This is a genomic window from Nocardia sp. NPDC019395, assembly GCF_040632335.1.
Lineage (GTDB): Bacteria > Actinomycetota > Actinomycetes > Mycobacteriales > Mycobacteriaceae > Nocardia.
In genome coordinates this window covers 219022-237271 of record NZ_JBEYBT010000008.1, presented here as the reverse complement: position 1 = coordinate 237271, position 18250 = coordinate 219022, and the positions used below count along the sequence as shown (strand labels likewise).

Below are 18250 nucleotides of genomic sequence, written 5' to 3'. Positions count from 1 at the left end.
GCCCCCTTGGTCTCGTTCTTCACTCCCGGCGCTCAGTCGCTGCGCTCCTTCGCTCTGGTCGCTCCAGAACGAGACGGGCCCCGAACCACCAAGGCTGACCGGCCGCATGCGGAGAAATGGGTGGGGTCGCATGCGGACAGATGGGCGGTAGGGAACAAACGCGCCGGGGGCGGCGGCGAGTTCGGCTGAGGGGGCGCATGCGGACGGGATTGGCGGTAGGGAAATCGAAACGCGCCTGGCGGCGGTGGGGGGTCGGCGATGGCGACGGGGGCGGCTGCCGTGGATGTGCTTTTGTACATTGGCGCCGCCGTTGGCCACGAGGGTGCGATTACAACGGTGCTATCCGAACGATGGTTGTCGTGATTCCGTCGACTACGAACCAGAGCCGGAGGGTGGGTCGGCCGTGGGTGCGGTCACCCGGTTCGTATCGGCTGCGGACGCTGATGTGCTGGCGGGCCAGTACCGGTGCCACGTACTCGATTACGGCCCGGTGCGGGCCGCTCACCAGCTTGGGGTAATCGACGAGGTACTGCTCTACGGCTTGCCAGTAGCAGGCGTTGTTCACGTGGTTGTACTGGTCGATATCCGTTGCGCGGAGCGGGAACGGCAGATCGGTATCGGATTCGGGTGGCGTGGGATCGGTGAGCCAGGGCCGCCACCGCAGCCGTCGCTCGGCGGTGGTCTGGGCGAGATAGGCGAGGCCGGCATCGCTGATCCGGGCGGGCATATTGTTGGATTCGTTGATATTGATCCAGAAGCCCTCGGTCTCGATCAGACCGCCGCGATCGCTGGTCACCCGGACACGCATATTCGCCCAGCGGGTGGACATACTCGAACACCAGCGCAGCAGATGAACATTATCGGGCCACTGCACCGGCCGGATCACATCGATAACGGTGCGACGGATTATCCAGCTGGGGTCGCTCTGCTCGAGGATGGACGCCTGCAGATGCTCCCAGGCGATGTCCTGGAGATAGCGGGCGATGCCATCGAGACGCACGCGGTTGTACGGATCCACGTCGCCGGCCCGCACCGGCCACGCCGAAGCGAACCCCATGCCCTCCTGGGGAAGCGGGGCGAGTGGCTGATCGAGTGACACTTGTGCTCCTCGCGCGGCGGGTCGGGCCGCGGTACTTCTTCCAGATTCCTGTGAAATGACTTTACGGTGCTCTGTTTATTGCGCCGCCTCCGGCGTCGCGGGGTCGGGGCCCTATTAACCCCGCGTCTTCACTCCGGCGCTCGGTCGCTGCGCTCCCTCGCTCTGTCGCTGCAGACGCGGGGCGGGCCCCGACCGCAAAAGTTGACCGACCTGGGACGTGGGGTGACGGGATTTGCTTACGCGGGGCGCTGGAGACGGGGTGGGCGCCGACCGCAAAAGGTTGACCGAGTGGGGAGGTGGGGTGGGTCGGGAAGCGGTGGGCTTCGTTTCTGGCAGCCGGCCGCTGTGCTCCTTCGCGTTGTCGCGGCGGACGTGGGGGCATGCCCCACAGGTGCCTGTCCTATGGACTTCGGTCGGGCGTGCCGGATAGTTTGATGTGGACGGGTGGATTGGTACATATAAACCGATGCGTCTCTATAGGCGACGGTGGAAACAGAGAGAGGTCGGCATATGCGTGCAGCTCAGGTAAGCAAACTGGAGGGGCCGGAAGCGATCGAGATCGTCGACATCCCGGAACCGCAGCCGTTGCCCGGTGGCGTCGTCATCGACGTGCACGCGGCCGGGGTCGCATTCCCGGACGTCCTGATGACCCGCGGTCTGTACCAGATGAAACCCGAGATGCCGTTCGTCGTCGGTGGCGAGATCGCGGGCGTGGTCCGGGAAGCCCCGGCCGGCGCGCATGTGAAACCGGGCGACCGCGTCTGCGCCCTGACCATGCTGGGCAATGCCATGGCCGAGGTGGCGACGGTCCCTGCCGATATGGTTTTCACCCTGCCGGACAATATCTCCTTCGAGGAGGGTGCGGGCATCCTCTTCAATGACCTCACCGTGCATTTCTGCCTGCGTAATCGCGGTCGGCTCATCGAGGGGGAATCGGTCCTCGTGCACGGCGCGGCGGGCGGTATCGGTACCTCCACACTGCGAATGGCGGCGGCGCTCGGTGCCGGCCGGGTTGTCGCGGTCGTGAGTACCGAGGAAAAGGCCGAGGTCGCGCGTGCGCACGGCGCCACCGACGTCGTGCTCACCGAGGGCTGGGCGGCCCGGGTCAAGGAGCTCACCGAGAACCGCGGCGTGGATATCGTTCTCGATCCGGTGGGTGGCGACCGCTTCACCGACAGCATCCGCTCGCTGGCCCGTGGCGGCCGTCTGCTGGTGGTGGGTTTCACCGGCGGTGATATTCCGACGGTCAAAGTGAATCGGCTGCTGCTGAAGAACGTCGAGGTCGTCGGTGCCGGCTGGGGTGAGTGGGTGTTGTCGCACCCGGGCTATCTGGCCGAGCAGTGGGCGGAGGTGGAACCGCTGTTCGCGGCCGGGAAGATCGCGCCGCCGAAGCCGGTGCTGTTCCCGCTGGAGCAGGCCGCGCAGGCTGTGGCATCGCTGGAAAACCGTGCGGCGACAGGCAAGGTCGTGGTCACCCTCCGCTGAGGCGCGGCCGGCGGCGCTCCGCCGAGCGGGGTCGTCGGCGCCTCGATCCACCGGCGACCTGCGCCGCCGTCGGGCACGCTGTTCGGTCGGTATTGTTCACACCATGCGGATCAGGTCGGCGATAGTCCTCGGGTTAACCGCGGCATTTGCTCTGACGGGGTGTGGTTCCGACGCAGGCTCCTCCGAAGAAGCCGAAGGCCCTCGGGGGCCGGCCCCGAAGGTGGCAGCTCTCGGTCCGTTCGTGGGGGAATGCGGGCATGTCACCGATGACGAGGTCCGTGATGTCGGTGGGCTGGGCCAGATCGCCGGGTCGTTCAAGAACGCGGTCGGCTGCAACTGGCAGTCCGGCGGGATGGGCGGCGCGTCGATAACGTTCGCGTCGTATCGGGGTAGCCCGCTGGAACGCGAGAAGGCATGGGTCACCACCCACGGCCGGCCGCCCGAACCGATCACCGTCGGCGGGCGTACCGGGTTCGCAGCGCTGGACCCCCGGGGCCAGATCTGCGATCTGGCGGTACAGCTCGACGATGACTTCTTCGAATGGTCGACCGCGTTCGGCAGCTTCAGCAATAACGGCGGCAACCCGTGCGATCGCAGCCGGGCACTCGCCGAACTGACCATCGAGCGGCTGGAGTGAGGCGATGACATTCCGTGAACGAATCACCGGCGGCCGCCGGATCCGTACCGTCGCCGCATCGGCCGCGGTGCTGCTGGCGGCCGCGTTCGGCGCCGGCTGCGGCAGCAGTGTCGAGGGGACGGCAGTACCCGTCGGCGGCGGCGAAACCGTCGATACCACTCAGATCGACAAACTGCTGCGCGAATGCGACGTGGTCACCGATCAGCAGATCATCGACGCCCTCGGCGGCAACACCTCCATCACCGATTCCTTCTTCGGCGCGGTCTGTATGTGGGATATCGGCGGCGGCTCCGGCATGCTGACCCTGAACTGGTACGAGAACGGTTCACTGCGCAACGAACAGGCCACCAACGACAAACTGGGCTACACCAGCACGAAGACAACCGTTCAAGGCACCATCGCGCTGGAAGTACACCGCCCGAACGACCCTAATTCCTGCGGTATGACAGCCAGCGCCGCCGACTCCGGCGTCATCGGCTGGTGGGTGAACTCCTCGGGCGGCACCGACCCATGCGCCGCCGCGAAGAAACTCCTCGAACTGACCCTGAACATCGCCCGCTGAGGAACCCCACGCCCAGCCGGCCGACCATCGCCGTCAGCCGCGTTCGGTCTCCCTACCGCCAGCCGGTCCGGATGTGCCCCCACTCTGTTCCTGCTGTCGCCCTCGGGCGCGTTCGGTCTCCCTACCGCCGGTCAGTCGGCAGGTGCCCCCACTCTGTTCCTGCCGTCGCCCTCGGCGCGTTTAATCCCCCTACCGCCAGTCCGTCCGCATCCGACCCCTACCCCCGTTTCCCGCATGCGGCGGTCCACCTTGGTGGTTCGGGGCCCGTCTCGTTCTGGAGCGACCAGAGCGAAGGAGCGCAGCGACTGAGCGCCGGGAGTGAAGAACGAGACCAAGGGGGCCCCGAACCCGCGACGCCGCAGGCGGCGCCAAAAAACACGGAACCTTCACGAACGGTCTTGCTCCCCACCTTCGCGAACTGCCCCCCGCTTCCCCCGCGCGAACGCCCCCCGCTTCCCCCTGCGCGGTACAGTTCACCTCACCGCAAAACCCGGCCACCCGGCCCACCCGCGGTGAGCAGTCCATATCACACCCCACCCCTGTTTTGACCCTTCTGACTACGTCCGAGTACAGTGGACGGCTGTGCCCGGAAGGATACGGGCAAGTTCGAGCGCAGACGTAGGCCAGCGAGAGCGGCTGACGATTCCAGCGTGCCTGCAAATCGGGCCCTGACCTGCGCGCGACACGCCCGACCTCGGGACGCGAGAAACGTGGTTGGACGTGCGGGTGAAAGCTCGATGAACAGACCTGACACCGCCAGAACCGATTAAAGGAAAGCCGGTCTATGCCAACCATCAACCAGCTGGTCCGTAAGGGTCGCGCCGACAAGGTCGCCAAGACCAAAACCGCGGCCCTCAAGGGGAGCCCGCAGCGGCGTGGAGTGTGCACCCGCGTGTACACCACCACCCCGAAGAAGCCGAACTCCGCGCTCCGTAAGGTCGCGCGTGTTCGCCTGACCAGCGCGGTCGAGGTTACGGCCTACATCCCCGGTGAAGGTCACAACCTGCAGGAGCACTCGATGGTGCTCGTCCGCGGCGGTCGTGTGAAGGACCTCCCCGGTGTGCGTTACAAGATCATTCGCGGCTCGCTCGACACCCAGGGCGTGAAGAACCGCAAGCAGGCCCGCAGCCGTTACGGCGCCAAGAAGGAGAAGAGCTGATATGCCGCGCAAGGGCCCCGCTCCCAAGCGTCCGCTGATCAACGACCCGGTCTACGGGTCGCCGTTGGTCACGCAGCTGGTCAACAAGATCCTGCTCGACGGCAAGAAGTCGACCGCCGAGCGCATCGTCTACGGCGCGATGGAACAGGCGCGTGAGAAGACGGGTACCGATCCGGTTGTCACCCTCAAGCGCGCGCTGGACAACGTCAAGCCGTCGCTCGAGGTCAAGCCGCGCCGCGTCGGTGGCGCCACCTACCAGGTGCCGGTCGAGGTCCGCCCCGGCCGCGCCAACACGCTGGCCCTGCGCTGGCTGGTGAACTTCTCCCGGGCTCGCCGGGAGAAGACCATGGTCGAGCGGCTTGCCAACGAACTGCTCGATGCCAGCAACGGTCTGGGTGCCTCGGTGAAGCGTCGCGAGGACACCCACAAGATGGCCGAGTCCAACCGGGCCTTCGCGCACTACCGCTGGTGATGTCTGCCCGGCCCAGCGCTACGGGCTCGGGAGGCGTACGGAAGCTCTGCTTCCGGCTTTGACAACAGATGACGACCACACAGGTCGTCGGCGAGAATCCCAACTAGCTACGAGCGGGGAAGATTTCCGTGGCACAGGACGTGCTCACCGACCTGAACAAGGTCCGCAACATCGGCATCATGGCCCACATCGATGCGGGCAAGACGACTACGACCGAACGCATCCTCTTCTACACCGGTGTGAACTACAAGATCGGCGAAACCCATGACGGGGCGTCGACCACCGACTGGATGGAGCAGGAGCAGGAGCGTGGTATCACCATCACCTCCGCGGCGGTGACCTGCTTCTGGAACCAGAACCAGATCAACATCATCGACACCCCCGGCCACGTCGACTTCACCGTCGAGGTGGAGCGCAGCCTGCGCGTGCTCGATGGCGCCGTCGCCGTCTTCGACGGCAAAGAGGGCGTGGAGCCGCAGTCCGAGCAGGTGTGGCGCCAGGCCGACAAGTACGACGTGCCCCGGATCTGCTTCGTCAACAAGATGGACAAGCTCGGTGCGGATTTCTACTTCACCGTGCAGACCATCAAGGATCGCCTCGGCGCCAAGCCGCTGGTCATCCAGCTGCCCATCGGCGCGGAGGACACCTTCGAGGGCATCGTCGACCTGGTCGAGATGAAGGCCAAGGTCTGGACCGGCGAGACCAAGCTGGGCGAGAAGTACGAACTGCAGGACATCCCGGCCGATCTGGTCGAGAAGGCCGAGCAGTACCGGCAGGAACTGCTGGAGACCGTCGCGGAATCCGACGAGGAGCTGCTGGAGAAGTTCTTCGGCGGTGAAGAGCTCACGATCGACGAGATCAAGGGCGCCATCCGCAAGATGACCGTCAACTCCGAGCTCTACCCGGTGCTGTGCGGTTCGGCGTTCAAGAACAAGGGCGTGCAGCCCATGCTCGACGCCGTGGTCGACTACCTGCCCTCGCCGCTGGACGTCGAGTCGGTGCAGGGTCACGCGCCGAACAAAGAGGACGAGGTTCTCACCCGTAAGCCGAGTGCCGACGAGCCGTTCGCCGCGCTGGCGTTCAAGATCGCCGTGCACCCGTTCTTCGGCAAGCTGACCTACGTCCGTGTCTACTCGGGCAAGGTCGACTCCGGCGCCCAGGTCATCAACGCGACCAAGGGCAAGAAGGAGCGGCTGGGCAAGCTGTTCCAGATGCACTCCAACAAGGAGAACCCGGTTCCTTCGGTGAGCGCCGGCCATATCTACGCGGTCATCGGCCTGAAGGACACCACCACGGGCGATACCCTGTGCGATCCGAACAACCAGGTCGTACTGGAGTCCATGACCTTCCCGGACCCGGTCATCGAGGTTTCCATCGAGCCCAAGACCAAGTCCGACCAGGAGAAGCTGGGCACCGCGATCCAGAAGCTCGCCGAAGAGGATCCGACCTTCACGGTGAAGCTGGACGACGAGACCGGCCAGACCGTGATCGGCGGTATGGGCGAGCTGCATCTGGACATCCTGGTGGACCGGATGAAGCGCGAATTCAAGGTCGAGGCGAACGTCGGCAAGCCGCAGGTCGCTTACCGCGAGACCATCACCAAGAAGGTCGAGAAGCTCGAATTCACCCATAAGAAGCAGACGGGTGGTTCGGGTCAGTTCGCGAAGGTCATCATCGCGCTGGAGCCGTTCGTGGGCGAGGACGGTGCCCACTACGAGTTCGAGAACAAGGTCACCGGTGGCCGCGTTCCGCGGGAATACATCCCCTCGGTCGACGCGGGTGCGCAGGACGCCATGCAGTACGGTGTGCTCGCCGGTTACCCGCTGGTCAACCTGAAGGTCAGCCTGCTCGACGGTGCATATCACGACGTCGACTCCTCGGAGATGGCGTTCAAGATCGCCGGCTCGCAGGCACTCAAGGAAGCGGCCCGCAAGGCCGGTCCGGTGATCCTCGAACCGCTGATGGCGGTCGAGGTCACCACGCCCGAGGACTACATGGGCGATGTGATCGGCGACCTGAACTCCCGCCGTGGCCAGATCCAGGCCATGGAGGAACGCAGTGGTGCCCGTGTCGTCAAGGCGCTGGTTCCGCTCTCGGAGATGTTCGGCTACATCGGTGACCTGCGGTCGAAGACCCAGGGCCGGGCCAACTACTCCATGGTGTTCGATTCGTACGCGGAGGTTCCGGCCAACGTGTCGAAGGAGATCATCGCCAAGGCGACCGGCGAGTAAATACCCCTCCGGGGCAGGTGGCTCGCCTGCCCCGGATCTCCCGGGAGTTTGTTCAACCGTTAGTTCCCCGCGTAAGTGGGGAGACCCCCGCACTGCTGCAACTGCAAGCACCAACAAGTCCAGGAGGACCACACAGTGGCGAAGGCGAAGTTCGAGCGGACAAAGCCGCACGTCAACATCGGCACCATCGGTCACGTCGACCACGGCAAGACCACGCTGACCGCAGCGATCACCAAGGTGCTGGCGGAGAAGTTTCCGGATCTGAATGAGAGCTTTGCGTTCGACATGATCGACAAGGCTCCCGAGGAGAAGGCTCGTGGTATCACGATCAACATCTCCCACGTCGAATACCAGACCGAGAAGCGCCACTACGCCCACGTAGACGCCCCCGGTCACGCCGACTACATCAAGAACATGATCACCGGTGCGGCGCAGATGGACGGCGCCATCCTGGTGGTCGCGGCCACCGACGGCCCGATGCCGCAGACCCGTGAGCATGTGCTGCTCGCCCGTCAGGTCGGCGTGCCGTACATCCTGGTCGCGCTGAACAAGTCGGACATGGTCGACGACGAGGAAATCCTCGAACTCGTCGAGATGGAGGTCCGCGAGCTGCTGGCTTCGCAGGAGTTCGACGAGGACGCCCCCGTGGTGCGTGTCTCCGGCCTGAAGGCGCTGGAGGGCGACGAGAAGTGGAGCGAATCCATCGTCGAGCTGATGAACGCGGTCGACGAGTCCATCCCGGACCCGGTGCGTGAGACCGACAAGCCGTTCCTGATGCCGATCGAGGACGTCTTCACCATCACCGGCCGTGGCACCGTTGTCACCGGTCGTGTGGAGCGCGGTGTGGTCAACCTCAACGAAGAGGTCGAGATCGTCGGCATCAAGCCGGAGAAGACCAAGACCACCATCACCGGTATCGAGATGTTCCGCAAGATGCTGGACACCGCTCAGGCCGGCGACAACGCGGGTCTGCTGATCCGTGGTATCAAGCGCGAGGATGTGGAGCGCGGCCAGGTCGTCATCAAGCCGGGCACCACCACCCCGCACACCGAGTTCGAGGGTCAGGCCTACATCCTGTCGAAGGACGAGGGTGGCCGCCACACCCCGTTCTTCAACAACTACCGTCCGCAGTTCTACTTCCGTACGACTGACGTGACGGGCGTTGTGACCCTGCCCGAGGGCACCGAAATGGTTATGCCCGGCGACAACACCGAAATGTCGGTCGTGCTGATCCAGCCGGTCGCCATGGACGAGGGTCTGCGCTTCGCGATCCGCGAGGGTGGCCGCACCGTCGGCGCCGGTCGGGTTACGAAGATCCTGAAGTGATGTCCTGACTCAGGTCACTTCGAACGGCGTCGCCTCCGGGCGGCGCCGTTCGCTGTTTCCGGACCCCCGATGCACCTCGGCACGCGTATGATTCCGGTATGTCCAGGATTACGTTCGATCCGAACCAGCTCGGTGGTAGGCCGTGCATTCGTGGTATGCGTATCCGGGTAACGGATGTACTGGAGCTTCTGGCCGCTGGCGAGACCGAGGACTCGATCCTCGAGGACTACCCGTATCTCGAGCGTGAAGACATCAGAGCCTGCTTGATGTTTGCCGCGGCAGGAGCTGATCATCCTGTGCTCCGAACTGCGTCGTGAATTTTCTGGTCGATGCTCAGTTGCCGCCCGCACTCGCTCGTGCCATCGCAGCCGAAGGGTTCGACGCGGTCCATGTGAGTGATATTTCGATGACCGCGGCATCCGATCGGGAAGTCTGGCAGGAAGCCTTGCGCAGAGATGCGGTCATCGTCACCAAGGACGAAGACTTCATCCAGCTGGGACTGGCCGCCGGTGGCGTCGAAGTTCCGGCGGTTGTTTGGATGAGGATCGGGAATTGCTCTCGCAAGGCTATGCTCGAGGCCTTTCTACCGCTTCTTCCTACTATGGTCGAGATGTTGAATGCGGGTGAGAAGGTCATTGAGATCCGCTGAACTATCGTCCGCAGTTTCGTACGACTGACGTGACGGGCGTTGTGACCCTGCCCGAGGGCACCGAAATGGTTATGCCCGGCGACAACACCGAAATGTCGGTCGTGCTGATCCAGCCGGTCGCCATGGACGAGGGTCTGCGCTTCGCGATCCGCGAGGGTGGCCGCACCGTCGGCGCCGGTCGGGTTACGAAGATCCTGAAGTGATTCGCTGAATCGCTGAGAACGGCGTCGCTCCGGAAGGAGCGGCGCCATTTTCGTTTCTTCCCACGATGGTCGACATATCGAATGCGGGTGAGAACGTCATCGAGGTCCGTTGAAACTTTTGTCGGCAGTTCTACTTCCGGCTCGGCTCAGTCCGCGTCCAGAGTCTTTCGGGCTCTGTCGTACAGCTGCTCGCGGTCGGCTTCGCCGGTGTATCCGCCGTTGATCGCTTTGGTGATCTTTTTGAACTCGGAGTCGTCGGCCGGGTCGTTCAGATTGTTTTCGTTCCAGTACCATTGGGCGATATCGAAAGCGTGTTCCGGCTTCTTCGCCAAATCGGGTTTCTGGGTGAGGGGCAGATCCAGGGCTTTGCCGGCCTCCGCATAGTTGGAGCGGTGTGTCAGCTGTATGGCACCCCGGCCGTGGAAATCTGCACCGCCCTCGTAGTTATCGAAGTAGCCGGGACCTTCGCTGTATTCCTCGAGGGTTTTCAAATCGTCTGTCTCGTGGATGATCTGGGCGAGGAACGCGGCTTGGCGTTTCGGGCTCGTGATCCCGCCCTCGAGCATCGCTTCGTTGATATACGGCAAGTATTCCGCAAGTCTCTTCAGGTCCTTCGGAGTCAGCTCGGATTTCCCGCCGGAGACAATCTCTTTGAGCCGTGTCAGGCTCAATGGCGCCATCTGGCCGCCCCTCTCGTTGTTGCCGCTCGCTACCGCGTTGTACCTCTCTCCTGCCTGTTGCAGAACGGCGGCTATATGGCAAATAAGTGCCGTTTCCATGATGCGAGGCAATTTGCCGGGATGTAGTGAAGAAATTGTCTTCTTCAGACCTTGGACGGTATTCCGTAGGAACTCGGTGAGCGTCGCGTTCTCCTGGGCGGCGTCCGCCACCTTGTCGGCTATTGCCTTGTCCTGAATGCCGAGATCCTTCGCTACCGCCGCGAGCCTGCCCGCGCTCTCGTTGTGCTTGTCCACCGCGAAGGATTCGTTGATCGCGTCATTGATCTTCGCGTCGGCGAGCAGCGCGTTCATATCGGGCATCAGCTCGGGGATGCCGGCGCCGAGCTGGTCGAACATCAGCCGGAATACGGCGTCGGCCAGCGCGATGGTCTGTTGCACGGCGGGCCGGGCATCGGGGAGTTCGGGGAGTTTTCCCGGCCGGCCGGACTTCGGCCGAAGCGAACCCGACTTTACTGCCGCTTCCGCTTCCCTCCTCGAGCTGGGTTTGTCCTCCGGGAATCCCACCCGTGGCATTGTTGCAGGGTGAGCGCGATGCGGATCACCAACGGTGAAAAGCTATATCGATATCTGATGTTTGCTGCCGCAGATTGATGCATCGGCCGCTGCCCGTATGCGAATGCAGCGGCAGTCGGCTGTGTTTCCCATTCCCGTCAGGGCTGGATGTTCTCCAGGTCGTCCAGAAGGCTCGGGTGCTGGGGTTTCCAGCCGAGGGTCTGCTGGGTGTGGGTGCTGGACGAAGGTTGGTCGGTGGCGAAGACGGAGCCGAGCGGGCCGTAGGTCTCCGCTGGTACCGGCTCTACCGGTAGGCCCAGTCGGCGGCCGATGACTTCCGCGATATCGCGTACTTTGTCCCCCTCGTCGGCCACGGCGTGCCAGGTGGTGCCGGGTTTCGCATGCTCGAGGGCGAGCCGGAAGAGGACGGCCGCGTCGAGAGCGTGCACGGCCGGCCAGCGTTGGGTGCCGTCGCCCGGGTAGCCGGACACACCGGTCCGGCGTGCGATACCGGTCAACATACCGGCGAATCCGCCGTCACCCTGGTTGTGCACTGTGCGCGGCAGGCGGACAGCCGTGCTCCGGACGCCGCGCGAGGCCAGCGCCAGGATGGCCGTGACCGCGCGGCTGCGGCCGCCGACCGGCCCGTCGGTGGATACCGGGTCGGCCTCGGTGGAGGGGCGGCCCTCCACGCGGGGAGTGCCCGAGACGGTGACGAGGGGCCGGTCGCTACCGGCGAGTTCTTCGCCGAGGGCCGCGAGGGCGGCGCTTTCCTCGGCGACCGCCGCCGAGAGAGCCTCGGGGCTGCTGAAGTCGTTGCCGAAGGCCAAGTGGACGACCCCATCGGCGCGAGCGACGCCGGTGCGAAGGATGTCCAAATCGGCGAGAGTGCCCCGGAGTGGCTCGGCACCGGCTTTTTCGGCGGCCAGTGCCGAGGTGTCGGAGCGGGTGAGCGCGAGGACGGTGTGGCCGTTGCCGAGGAGTTCGGCGACGACGGTGGATCCGATCAGGCCGGTGCCACCGGTGACGAATATATGCACAGACACTCCTCCGAGTGATGGGACCTTTGTCCCATCACAATAGCAGGGTGACGGGATAAAAGTCCCGTCACTTAGTATGGACCCATGGGTCGGTGGGAACCGGGAGCGCGCGAACGGCTTGTCGTGGCTGCTGTCGACCTGTTCACCGAACAGGGATACGACGCCACCACAGTCGCGCAGATCGCCGAGCGTGCCGGGGTCACCAAGAGCACCTTCTTCCGGTACTTCCCCGATAAGCGCGAACTACTGGTGGCCGGGCAGGAGACGTTGAGCCGGCTGTTGACCGAGGGAATCGCCGAGGCGCCTGATGACGCCGGCCCTCTCGAAGTGGTCGCTGCCGGTCTGGAGCGTGCCTCGACGGCGCTGGGCCCGGAGAGCCGCGAGCTCGCACCCCGTTTGAAGGCGGCCGTCGCTGCCAGCAGCGAACTCAGGGAGCGAGACGCCCTGAAAAGCGTGGGCCTCGCGGCTGCGATGACCGCCGCCCTGGTCGCCCGCGGTGTGCCCGATCCGACCGCGGCTCTCGCGAGTGAGTTCGGCGTCCTCGCCTTCAAACGCGGATACGCCGAATGGTCCGAGGGCGACCGTGACGCCGGGGACGAGCTCGCCGGGTACGTCCTGGCTGCCCTGGACGAGCTGCGCGCGGCGAGCGCATCGCTGGGCTGACCACGTCGGTTGCGTCAGCGTCTCCGCGCGAGCCGGTTGGCCGTACGAGCTCGTACCCGGCCGCGGCGGTGGAAGTCCGTGGCGGGCACCGTCGAAGAGTGAGCTACGCCGGTGCCCGTCTGCCGGAATCAGGATTCGCGGGCCGCCTGGAGCAGGGCGTTGGCGAATTTCACCATCTGGGCCGGTCCGCCGTACCAGGCGGATATTGCCGAGAGGAGTGCGGACCGGGCCTCCCGAGCGGTTCGGGCGACCTCGTCCGCCGACATCTCACCCTTTTCGGCTTTACCCGCCAAGATCTCGAGATCATCGCTCGCGGTGAGCAAACGCATGATGAGGTGGATATCGATATCGGCGCCTTCCTCGCTGCGACTGTGCCGGGATATGGGCTCGGCCGGTGTGGCGGGCCCGGTTCCGGACAGTGCGGGAGCGGGTTCCGCGGCAGCCTGCTCCGGGAGGCCGGGCAGCGGTGCCGTGGAGGCTTCAGCGGCCTCGCGGGCGCGCCGGGAGCGGCGTGTTTCCAGCGGCGGACGTGAATCGTCCGCGCCGGTATGTGTATCCGATGCGGTGCCGGACTCGTCGTCGGGGACCAGTGTCAGCGGCGAACCCGTGCCGCGGCGGGGGAGGTTCGGCGATTCGGATGCCGTCTCGGCGGTGTCTTCCGGTGCCGGGTCGCGTGGCTCGGTGAGCCGCGGAGTCGTGGCGGGTTCCTGTTCGGATTCCAGGATCCGGGAGAGTATTTCGGCGACGGGCGCGCCGGCTTCCTCGTCGGAGATGTCGTTGTGCGCCGGTTCCGGGTCCAGCAGCCGATCGAGTATCGGAGTGCTGTCCGCCGGTGGCGCGAGTCGCGGTGGGGTCGCGGGATCGGCCGACTCCGTACCGGAATCGGTGAGCTCCACCGGACCCACAGCGCGAAATGCGGACGAATCCGGTTCGCGGGAGTCCGAACCGGAGGCATCGTCGGTGCCGGGGGTGTACCGCGACGCGGACCGCGGCAGCCGGCGCGCCGGCAGTTCTGCCGGGGCGCCGGGCTCGGCGTCGTCCGGCCCCAGCGGGGCCCGAGTTACGTCCACCGGATCGGATCCCGTGCCGATATCGGGCAGGTGTGCATCCCGGGCACCGGTGTCCTCGTTCTCGGCGGGTGCGTGCCGCGCCGCGGAACGGGGCAGGCGGCGAGCGGGCAGTGCCGGTGCGGCGGAATCTTCTTCGCCACTCGGTGCGGCGGTATGCGACCGCGATGCGCGGGTGGGCAGGACGGCGGCCGGTTGCTCCGGCGGGGTGGGATCGTCGGGCAGGCCCGGCAGTTCGTACGGATCGGAGACGCCCGCGGCCGGGTCATCCGTTCGTTCGGGGAGATGCTGGTCTTCGAACGGATTGAACTGGTCGGCAGATTCGGCCGGCTCGGCCGGATCCAGTTTCCGGCGGCGGCCACCGCTTTCGAGAGGATGCGGCACCGGCTCCTCGCCGATCGAACTGAGCCAGCTGGGCAGCGAACCGGTATCGGCGGACGGTGAGCCGAACGATTCGGCTTCACTGTGTGACGGCTGGTAGGTGCCGGGATCGCCGGGTGCCGGCAGTGACATTCCCGAGCCGGGTGTTTCGGCCTGCTCCGTTGTCGGCAGTTGGGTGGTCGCGGCGCCGGACAGTTGTGCCGGGCCGCCGGACCGGGGATCGCCGGACGGAACGGTCAGCTCGCCCGAAGACGGCGAATCCGCCTGGTAGGGCGCACCGGGAGCGGGTATCCGCGACGAGGACGACAATGTGGGCGAGGGGGCACCGGGCTGGGAGATGCGCGGCAGTGCCGCGGAATCGGCTTGTCCGGGCGCCTGGTTCGGCCTGGTGGATCGGGTGGGCAGCGCGGTTGTCTCGACCCCGTCGTCGGGCAGGTACGGGGGGTCGTCGGCCGGGGCTGTGGTGAAACGGGGATTCGGTTCGTGATCGGCGGGGTTCATGGCCGGAATCACAGGGTCGTCACCGGTGCCGCTCGAGGTGTTCCAGGCCGCGAACGGATCGAGAGCCGCTGCACCGCCGGTGTTCTGCGGGTTCTGCTGCTGGGTGGACAGTGGTGCGGGGGTCCAGGTGTAACCGCGGTCCGGGACGGACTCGGTCCGGTTCGTGGCGCCGTTCGAACCATCCGCCGAATCGAATCCATTCGATCCGAAGCCGGCGAAGCCCCTCGACTCGGAGTCCCACTGCCCGTGCCCGTACTCCTCCCGGCGGGCGCGGCGTTCGTCTCCGAGGCTGGCGTTTTCGGCATTCATGCGCTCATTCTTACCCACCGGGGTGGGCTTCGTTCTAGTGCGCGAAGCTCCTCGCCGCCCCATGCGGGGCCCAGGGTGATCAGGATTACACCGGTGCCGCGACGCTCGTGTTCGCGCCCGTGCGCCGCCGCTTCCCGGGCGCGACTCGCTGACGTGCTCCGACGGCGAGATGTCCGGGCAACGCGGCGGATCGGATCAGCGCCGGGCAACTCGACCGCGGATTCGTGGTTGTGCCGTACATTTCCCGGCGGTGTCGATGGCGCAATTGCGCCTACCGGGTGGCAGCGAGCCGGGCCGTTCACACTCCGGCGTGAGCGAAGCGGTGGCACATATTCATCCGCCCGCCGGACCTGTCCGGTGGGTTACCGATGCGGCGCGCTGTCAGTGGTGCGGTGCCGCCCGGTGCATACGTCCCGCGACGGCCGGCAGTGCCGCGACCGCGAGGACCACGGTCACGAGCCCGACGACCCACGACGTCCACGCGGCGCCGTTGTACGAGGTGTAGTCCATGACCCAAGGCGCGAGGAACAGCAGCGCGCCGAACAGGCCCATGGCGTAATCCGCGGACCCCATCGCCGGCCGGTACATCTGGGCGAGCCCGGTCAGCGCGATGAGCACCCCGAGAATGATCATCGTCCACACAGCCCGATCATTGGTCGCTACCCAGATCGGCGAGAGGGCGGTGAAGGCTCCGAGTACCACGGCCAGGAAGTCCTGGGTCCGGCTTTCGGTGAACATAATGGCCTCCTGAGGCTGGAAACAGGTCCATAGACAGGGCCTGACCTCGGTATAGCGTCCCGTGGGCGGGTGGTCGATATCGCGATGGACACGATTGCGCGGCGAAACGATGCGAATCGAGGCGCTTCCGCTCGTCGCCCCGCGCAAGTTAGGGTGGGCTACATCATTTTCTATAACCTGTTTCAGGCGCGGCGCGAGCGGGCCGCGGGAGGGAGTTCGGTATGTCCGCGCCGATCGTGATAGCCGGTGCCGGCCTGGCCGGGCTGCGCACCGCCGAGGAATTGCGCCGGGCCGGGTACGCCGGGGAACTGGTAGTACTCGGCGACGAGGCGCACGCGCCCTACGATCGTCCCCCGCTGTCGAAACAGTTCGTGCGGGGAGAAATCGATGCGACCCCACTGCGGCCCGAAGAGTTCTACGGCGAGAAAGAGATCGATCTGCGCCTGAACACCGCCGCTGTCGGCGTGGACACCGCGGCCAGGAAAGTCCGGCTGGCCGACGGTTCGGCCGTGGATTACGAACATCTCGTCATCGCCACCGGGCTGACACCCCGCCGGCTGGCCGGCGCCGAGGAAATCACCGGTGTGCATGTGCTGCGCAGCCACGATGACGCGGTCGCGATCCGCGAGAACGCGCGCACCGCCGAGCGCGCGCTGATCATCGGCGCGGGTTTCATCGGCTGCGAACTCGCCGCCAGCCTGCACGCGGAAGGCCTGTCCGTGGTGCTGGTGGAGCCGCAGCCCGCCCCGCTGGCCGGGGTACTCGGCGCGGAGGTCGGCGAACTGGTCGCCCGTCTGCATCGCGCCGAAGGGATCGATCTGCGCTGCGGTATCGGAGTGGACACCCTGCTGGCCGATCCCGCGGGCCGGGTGCGGGGCGCGCTTCTCGCCGACGGCTCCGAGGTCTCGGCGGAACTGGTGGTCGCCGGTATCGGCTCCCGCCCGGTTACCGACTGGCTGGTGGATTCCGGTATCGAATTGGCCGAGCCCGCGGCCGGTGGCGGCGTGTTCGCCGACGAGGCCGGCCGGACCGGCGTGCCCGGAGTCTGGGCAGTGGGCGATGTGGCGGCCTGGCGGACCCCGACCGGCGAGCATCGGCGGATCGAACACTGGACCAATGCCGGCGAGCAGGCCAAACTGCTGACCTGCGCGTTACTGGGTGTCGAGGCTCCCAGCGTGCCGCAGGTACCGTACTTCTGGAGCGACCAGTTCGACCTCAAAATCCAGGCGCTGGGCACTCCACGCGCGTCGGACGAGATCCGGATCCTCGCCGACGACGGCCGCAAGTTCCTCGCCTACTACATCCGCGAGGGCCGGCTGGCCGGTGTGGTCGGTGCCGGGATGACCGGACAGGTGATGAAGATGCGGGCCAAGATTGCCGCGGCCGCCCCGGTGGAGGAACTGCTGGGCGCGACTCAATAACCTGTTCGGTGTGATCGTCGCGCTCATCGATTCGGGTTTCGGGCTACTGCCCACCGCGGCATGGCTGCGCAAGCTGCGCCCCGATGTGGATCTGCTGCTGCAGTTGGACCCCGACGGCGCACCCTGGGGTCCGAAACCGCAGGACTGGGTCGTCGACCGGGTCGTGGCCGCCGCGCGCTCCGCACGCGATCTGGGCGCGGAGGTCATCGTCCTCCCGTGCAACACCGCCAGCGTGACCGCACTCGAACATGTCCGCGCGGACCTGGGTTCGCAGGTGCCGGTGGTGGGTACCGTGCCCGCGATCAAACCGGCGGCCGCGGTGTGCCGGTCGGTCGCCGTATGGGCGACCGCGGCGACCACCGCCAGTCCCTACCAGGCCGATCTCATCGCCCGTTTCGGCGGCCAGGCGACCGTCACCGGTGTGGCTTGCCACGGCTTGGCCGAGGCGGTCGACCGTGGCGATATGACCGCGGTCCGTGAGTCGGTCGCCGACGCGGCGGCCCGGACCCCCGCCGATATCGAGGGCGTAGTGCTGGGCTGCACGCACTATCCGCTCGTGCTGGATTCGATCGTCGCCGCCTTGCCGGAAGGCGTTCGCTTGTTCGACAGCGCGCAAGCAGTCGCCGCCCAGACCATCCGCCGGATGAACGACCTAGGCGGCCCTGGCAGCGGAAACGGCACAGTCAACGTCTACCTCAGCGGCCGCCCCGGCGAACTCCCCCCCGGCGCCGCCGCCTACGAGCCAGGACGCCTCCTCGGCGCAGACTAACCGTTGTCGAGCACCCCCTGTGTTCGTGCACCCCACCCCACCTCACCTCACCCCGTATCCCCCCCAACCGACGGATCACCCCACCGGGCGGGGCCCGCCCGGTTCTGGAGCGACGGAGCGGGGGAGCGAAGCGGAGGAGCGCAGGAGTGAAGAACCGGGTTAATAGGGCCCCACCCTCGAGCCGCGGAGCGGCTCCAAAATTACAGCCCGCCCCTTCACGGATGGTCTATCCCGCGCTGCTTCACCGCGCTGTTCTATCCCGAGCCCCTTCACGGATGGTCTATCCCGCGCTGCTTCACCGCGCTG

At 66.1% G+C, this 18250-nt stretch carries 18 protein-coding genes and 1 pseudogene; 14 read left to right on the top strand and 5 right to left on the bottom strand.

Annotated elements, in window-relative coordinates:
• Positions 1 to 189, top strand: a 189-nt coding sequence (locus ABZ827_RS20370) for a hypothetical protein (protein ID WP_357238707.1), incomplete at its 5' end; no start/stop codon positions are given.
• Between the two features lie 139 nt (positions 190 to 328).
• Here ABZ827_RS20370 and ABZ827_RS20365 read toward each other — a convergent pair.
• Positions 329 to 1099 (bottom strand): acyl-ACP thioesterase domain-containing protein, encoded by a 771-nt coding sequence (locus tag ABZ827_RS20365; RefSeq protein WP_357238705.1) that lies wholly within the window; start codon positions 1097 to 1099, stop codon positions 329 to 331.
• 510 nt (positions 1100 to 1609) lie between these two features.
• Here ABZ827_RS20365 and ABZ827_RS20360 point away from each other — a divergent pair.
• The 10 genes and pseudogenes from ABZ827_RS20360 to ABZ827_RS20315 all read left to right on the top strand — a co-directional run.
• The gene (locus ABZ827_RS20360) at positions 1610 to 2584 is read left to right on the top strand and encodes an NADPH:quinone oxidoreductase family protein (protein WP_357238702.1); all 975 of its coding nucleotides are present in this window, start codon (positions 1610 to 1612) and stop codon (positions 2582 to 2584) included.
• A 103-nt stretch (positions 2585 to 2687) separates the two neighbouring features.
• The gene (locus ABZ827_RS20355; protein ID WP_357238700.1) at positions 2688 to 3221 is read left to right on the top strand and encodes a DUF3558 domain-containing protein; all 534 of its coding nucleotides are present in this window, start codon (positions 2688 to 2690) and stop codon (positions 3219 to 3221) included.
• A gap of 4 nt (positions 3222 to 3225) precedes the next feature.
• Positions 3226 to 3783 carry a DUF3558 domain-containing protein gene (locus tag ABZ827_RS20350; RefSeq protein WP_357238698.1) on the top strand — a complete coding sequence of 186 codons (558 nt, stop codon included), beginning with the start codon at positions 3226 to 3228 and terminating at the stop codon, positions 3781 to 3783.
• A gap of 784 nt (positions 3784 to 4567) precedes the next feature.
• Positions 4568 to 4942, top strand: a complete 375-nt coding sequence (gene rpsL / locus ABZ827_RS20345; protein ID WP_357238696.1) for a 30S ribosomal protein S12 — start codon at positions 4568 to 4570, stop codon at positions 4940 to 4942.
• 1 nt (position 4943) lies between these two features.
• Positions 4944 to 5414: a 30S ribosomal protein S7 gene (gene rpsG, locus ABZ827_RS20340; RefSeq protein WP_062978101.1), complete on the top strand. Its 471-nt coding sequence runs from the start codon at positions 4944 to 4946 to the stop codon at positions 5412 to 5414.
• A 128-nt stretch (positions 5415 to 5542) separates the two neighbouring features.
• Entirely contained in the window at positions 5543 to 7645 is a 2103-nt protein-coding gene (gene fusA / locus ABZ827_RS20335) for an elongation factor G (RefSeq protein WP_357238694.1), read from the top strand.
• A 135-nt stretch (positions 7646 to 7780) separates the two neighbouring features.
• On the top strand, positions 7781 to 8971 hold the full coding sequence (gene tuf / locus ABZ827_RS20330) for an elongation factor Tu (RefSeq protein ID WP_357238692.1): 1191 nt from the start codon (positions 7781 to 7783) through the stop codon (positions 8969 to 8971).
• Positions 8972 to 9069: 98 nt separating this feature from the next.
• Complete coding sequence (locus ABZ827_RS20325; RefSeq protein ID WP_357238690.1) at positions 9070 to 9288, top strand: DUF433 domain-containing protein; 219 nt, start codon at positions 9070 to 9072, stop codon at positions 9286 to 9288.
• Positions 9285 to 9620, top strand: a complete 336-nt coding sequence (locus ABZ827_RS20320; RefSeq protein ID WP_357238688.1) for a DUF5615 family PIN-like protein — start codon at positions 9285 to 9287, stop codon at positions 9618 to 9620. The genes ABZ827_RS20325 and ABZ827_RS20320 overlap by 4 nt, the downstream gene beginning before the upstream one ends.
• A pseudogene (locus ABZ827_RS20315) lies at positions 9620 to 9823 on the top strand (elongation factor Tu); the annotation flags it as partial. The gene ABZ827_RS20320 and the pseudogene ABZ827_RS20315, both read left to right, overlap by 1 nt.
• 146 nt (positions 9824 to 9969) lie before the next feature.
• Here ABZ827_RS20315 and ABZ827_RS20310 read toward each other — a convergent pair.
• Complete coding sequence (locus ABZ827_RS20310; protein ID WP_357238686.1) at positions 9970 to 10941, bottom strand: glycoside hydrolase family 19 protein; 972 nt, start codon at positions 10939 to 10941, stop codon at positions 9970 to 9972.
• Positions 10942 to 11213: 272 nt separating this feature from the next.
• Positions 11214 to 12095 (bottom strand): SDR family oxidoreductase, encoded by an 882-nt coding sequence (locus ABZ827_RS20305; RefSeq protein WP_357238684.1) that lies wholly within the window; start codon positions 12093 to 12095, stop codon positions 11214 to 11216.
• Between the two features lie 84 nt (positions 12096 to 12179).
• On the opposite strand from ABZ827_RS20305, the gene ABZ827_RS20300 reads away from it, so the two are divergent.
• Complete coding sequence (locus ABZ827_RS20300) at positions 12180 to 12758, top strand: TetR/AcrR family transcriptional regulator (RefSeq protein WP_357238682.1); 579 nt, start codon at positions 12180 to 12182, stop codon at positions 12756 to 12758.
• 128 nt (positions 12759 to 12886) lie between these two features.
• On the opposite strand, the gene ABZ827_RS20295 is transcribed toward ABZ827_RS20300, so the two are convergent.
• Positions 12887 to 15016 (bottom strand): hypothetical protein, encoded by a 2130-nt coding sequence (locus tag ABZ827_RS20295; RefSeq protein WP_357238681.1) that lies wholly within the window; start codon positions 15014 to 15016, stop codon positions 12887 to 12889.
• A 381-nt stretch (positions 15017 to 15397) separates the two neighbouring features.
• Entirely contained in the window at positions 15398 to 15754 is a 357-nt protein-coding gene (locus ABZ827_RS20290) for an SPW repeat protein (RefSeq protein WP_357238679.1), read from the bottom strand.
• 221 nt (positions 15755 to 15975) lie between these two features.
• Here ABZ827_RS20290 and ABZ827_RS20285 point away from each other — a divergent pair, with 221 nt between their 5' ends.
• Both ABZ827_RS20285 and ABZ827_RS20280 read left to right on the top strand, forming a co-directional pair.
• A complete protein-coding gene (locus ABZ827_RS20285; protein ID WP_357238677.1) occupies positions 15976 to 17175 on the top strand; it encodes an FAD-dependent oxidoreductase in 1200 nt (399 codons plus the stop codon).
• 10 nt (positions 17176 to 17185) lie between these two features.
• Positions 17186 to 17944, top strand: a complete 759-nt coding sequence (locus ABZ827_RS20280) for an aspartate/glutamate racemase family protein (RefSeq protein WP_357238675.1) — start codon at positions 17186 to 17188, stop codon at positions 17942 to 17944.
• Positions 17945 to 18250 lie beyond the last annotated feature (306 nt).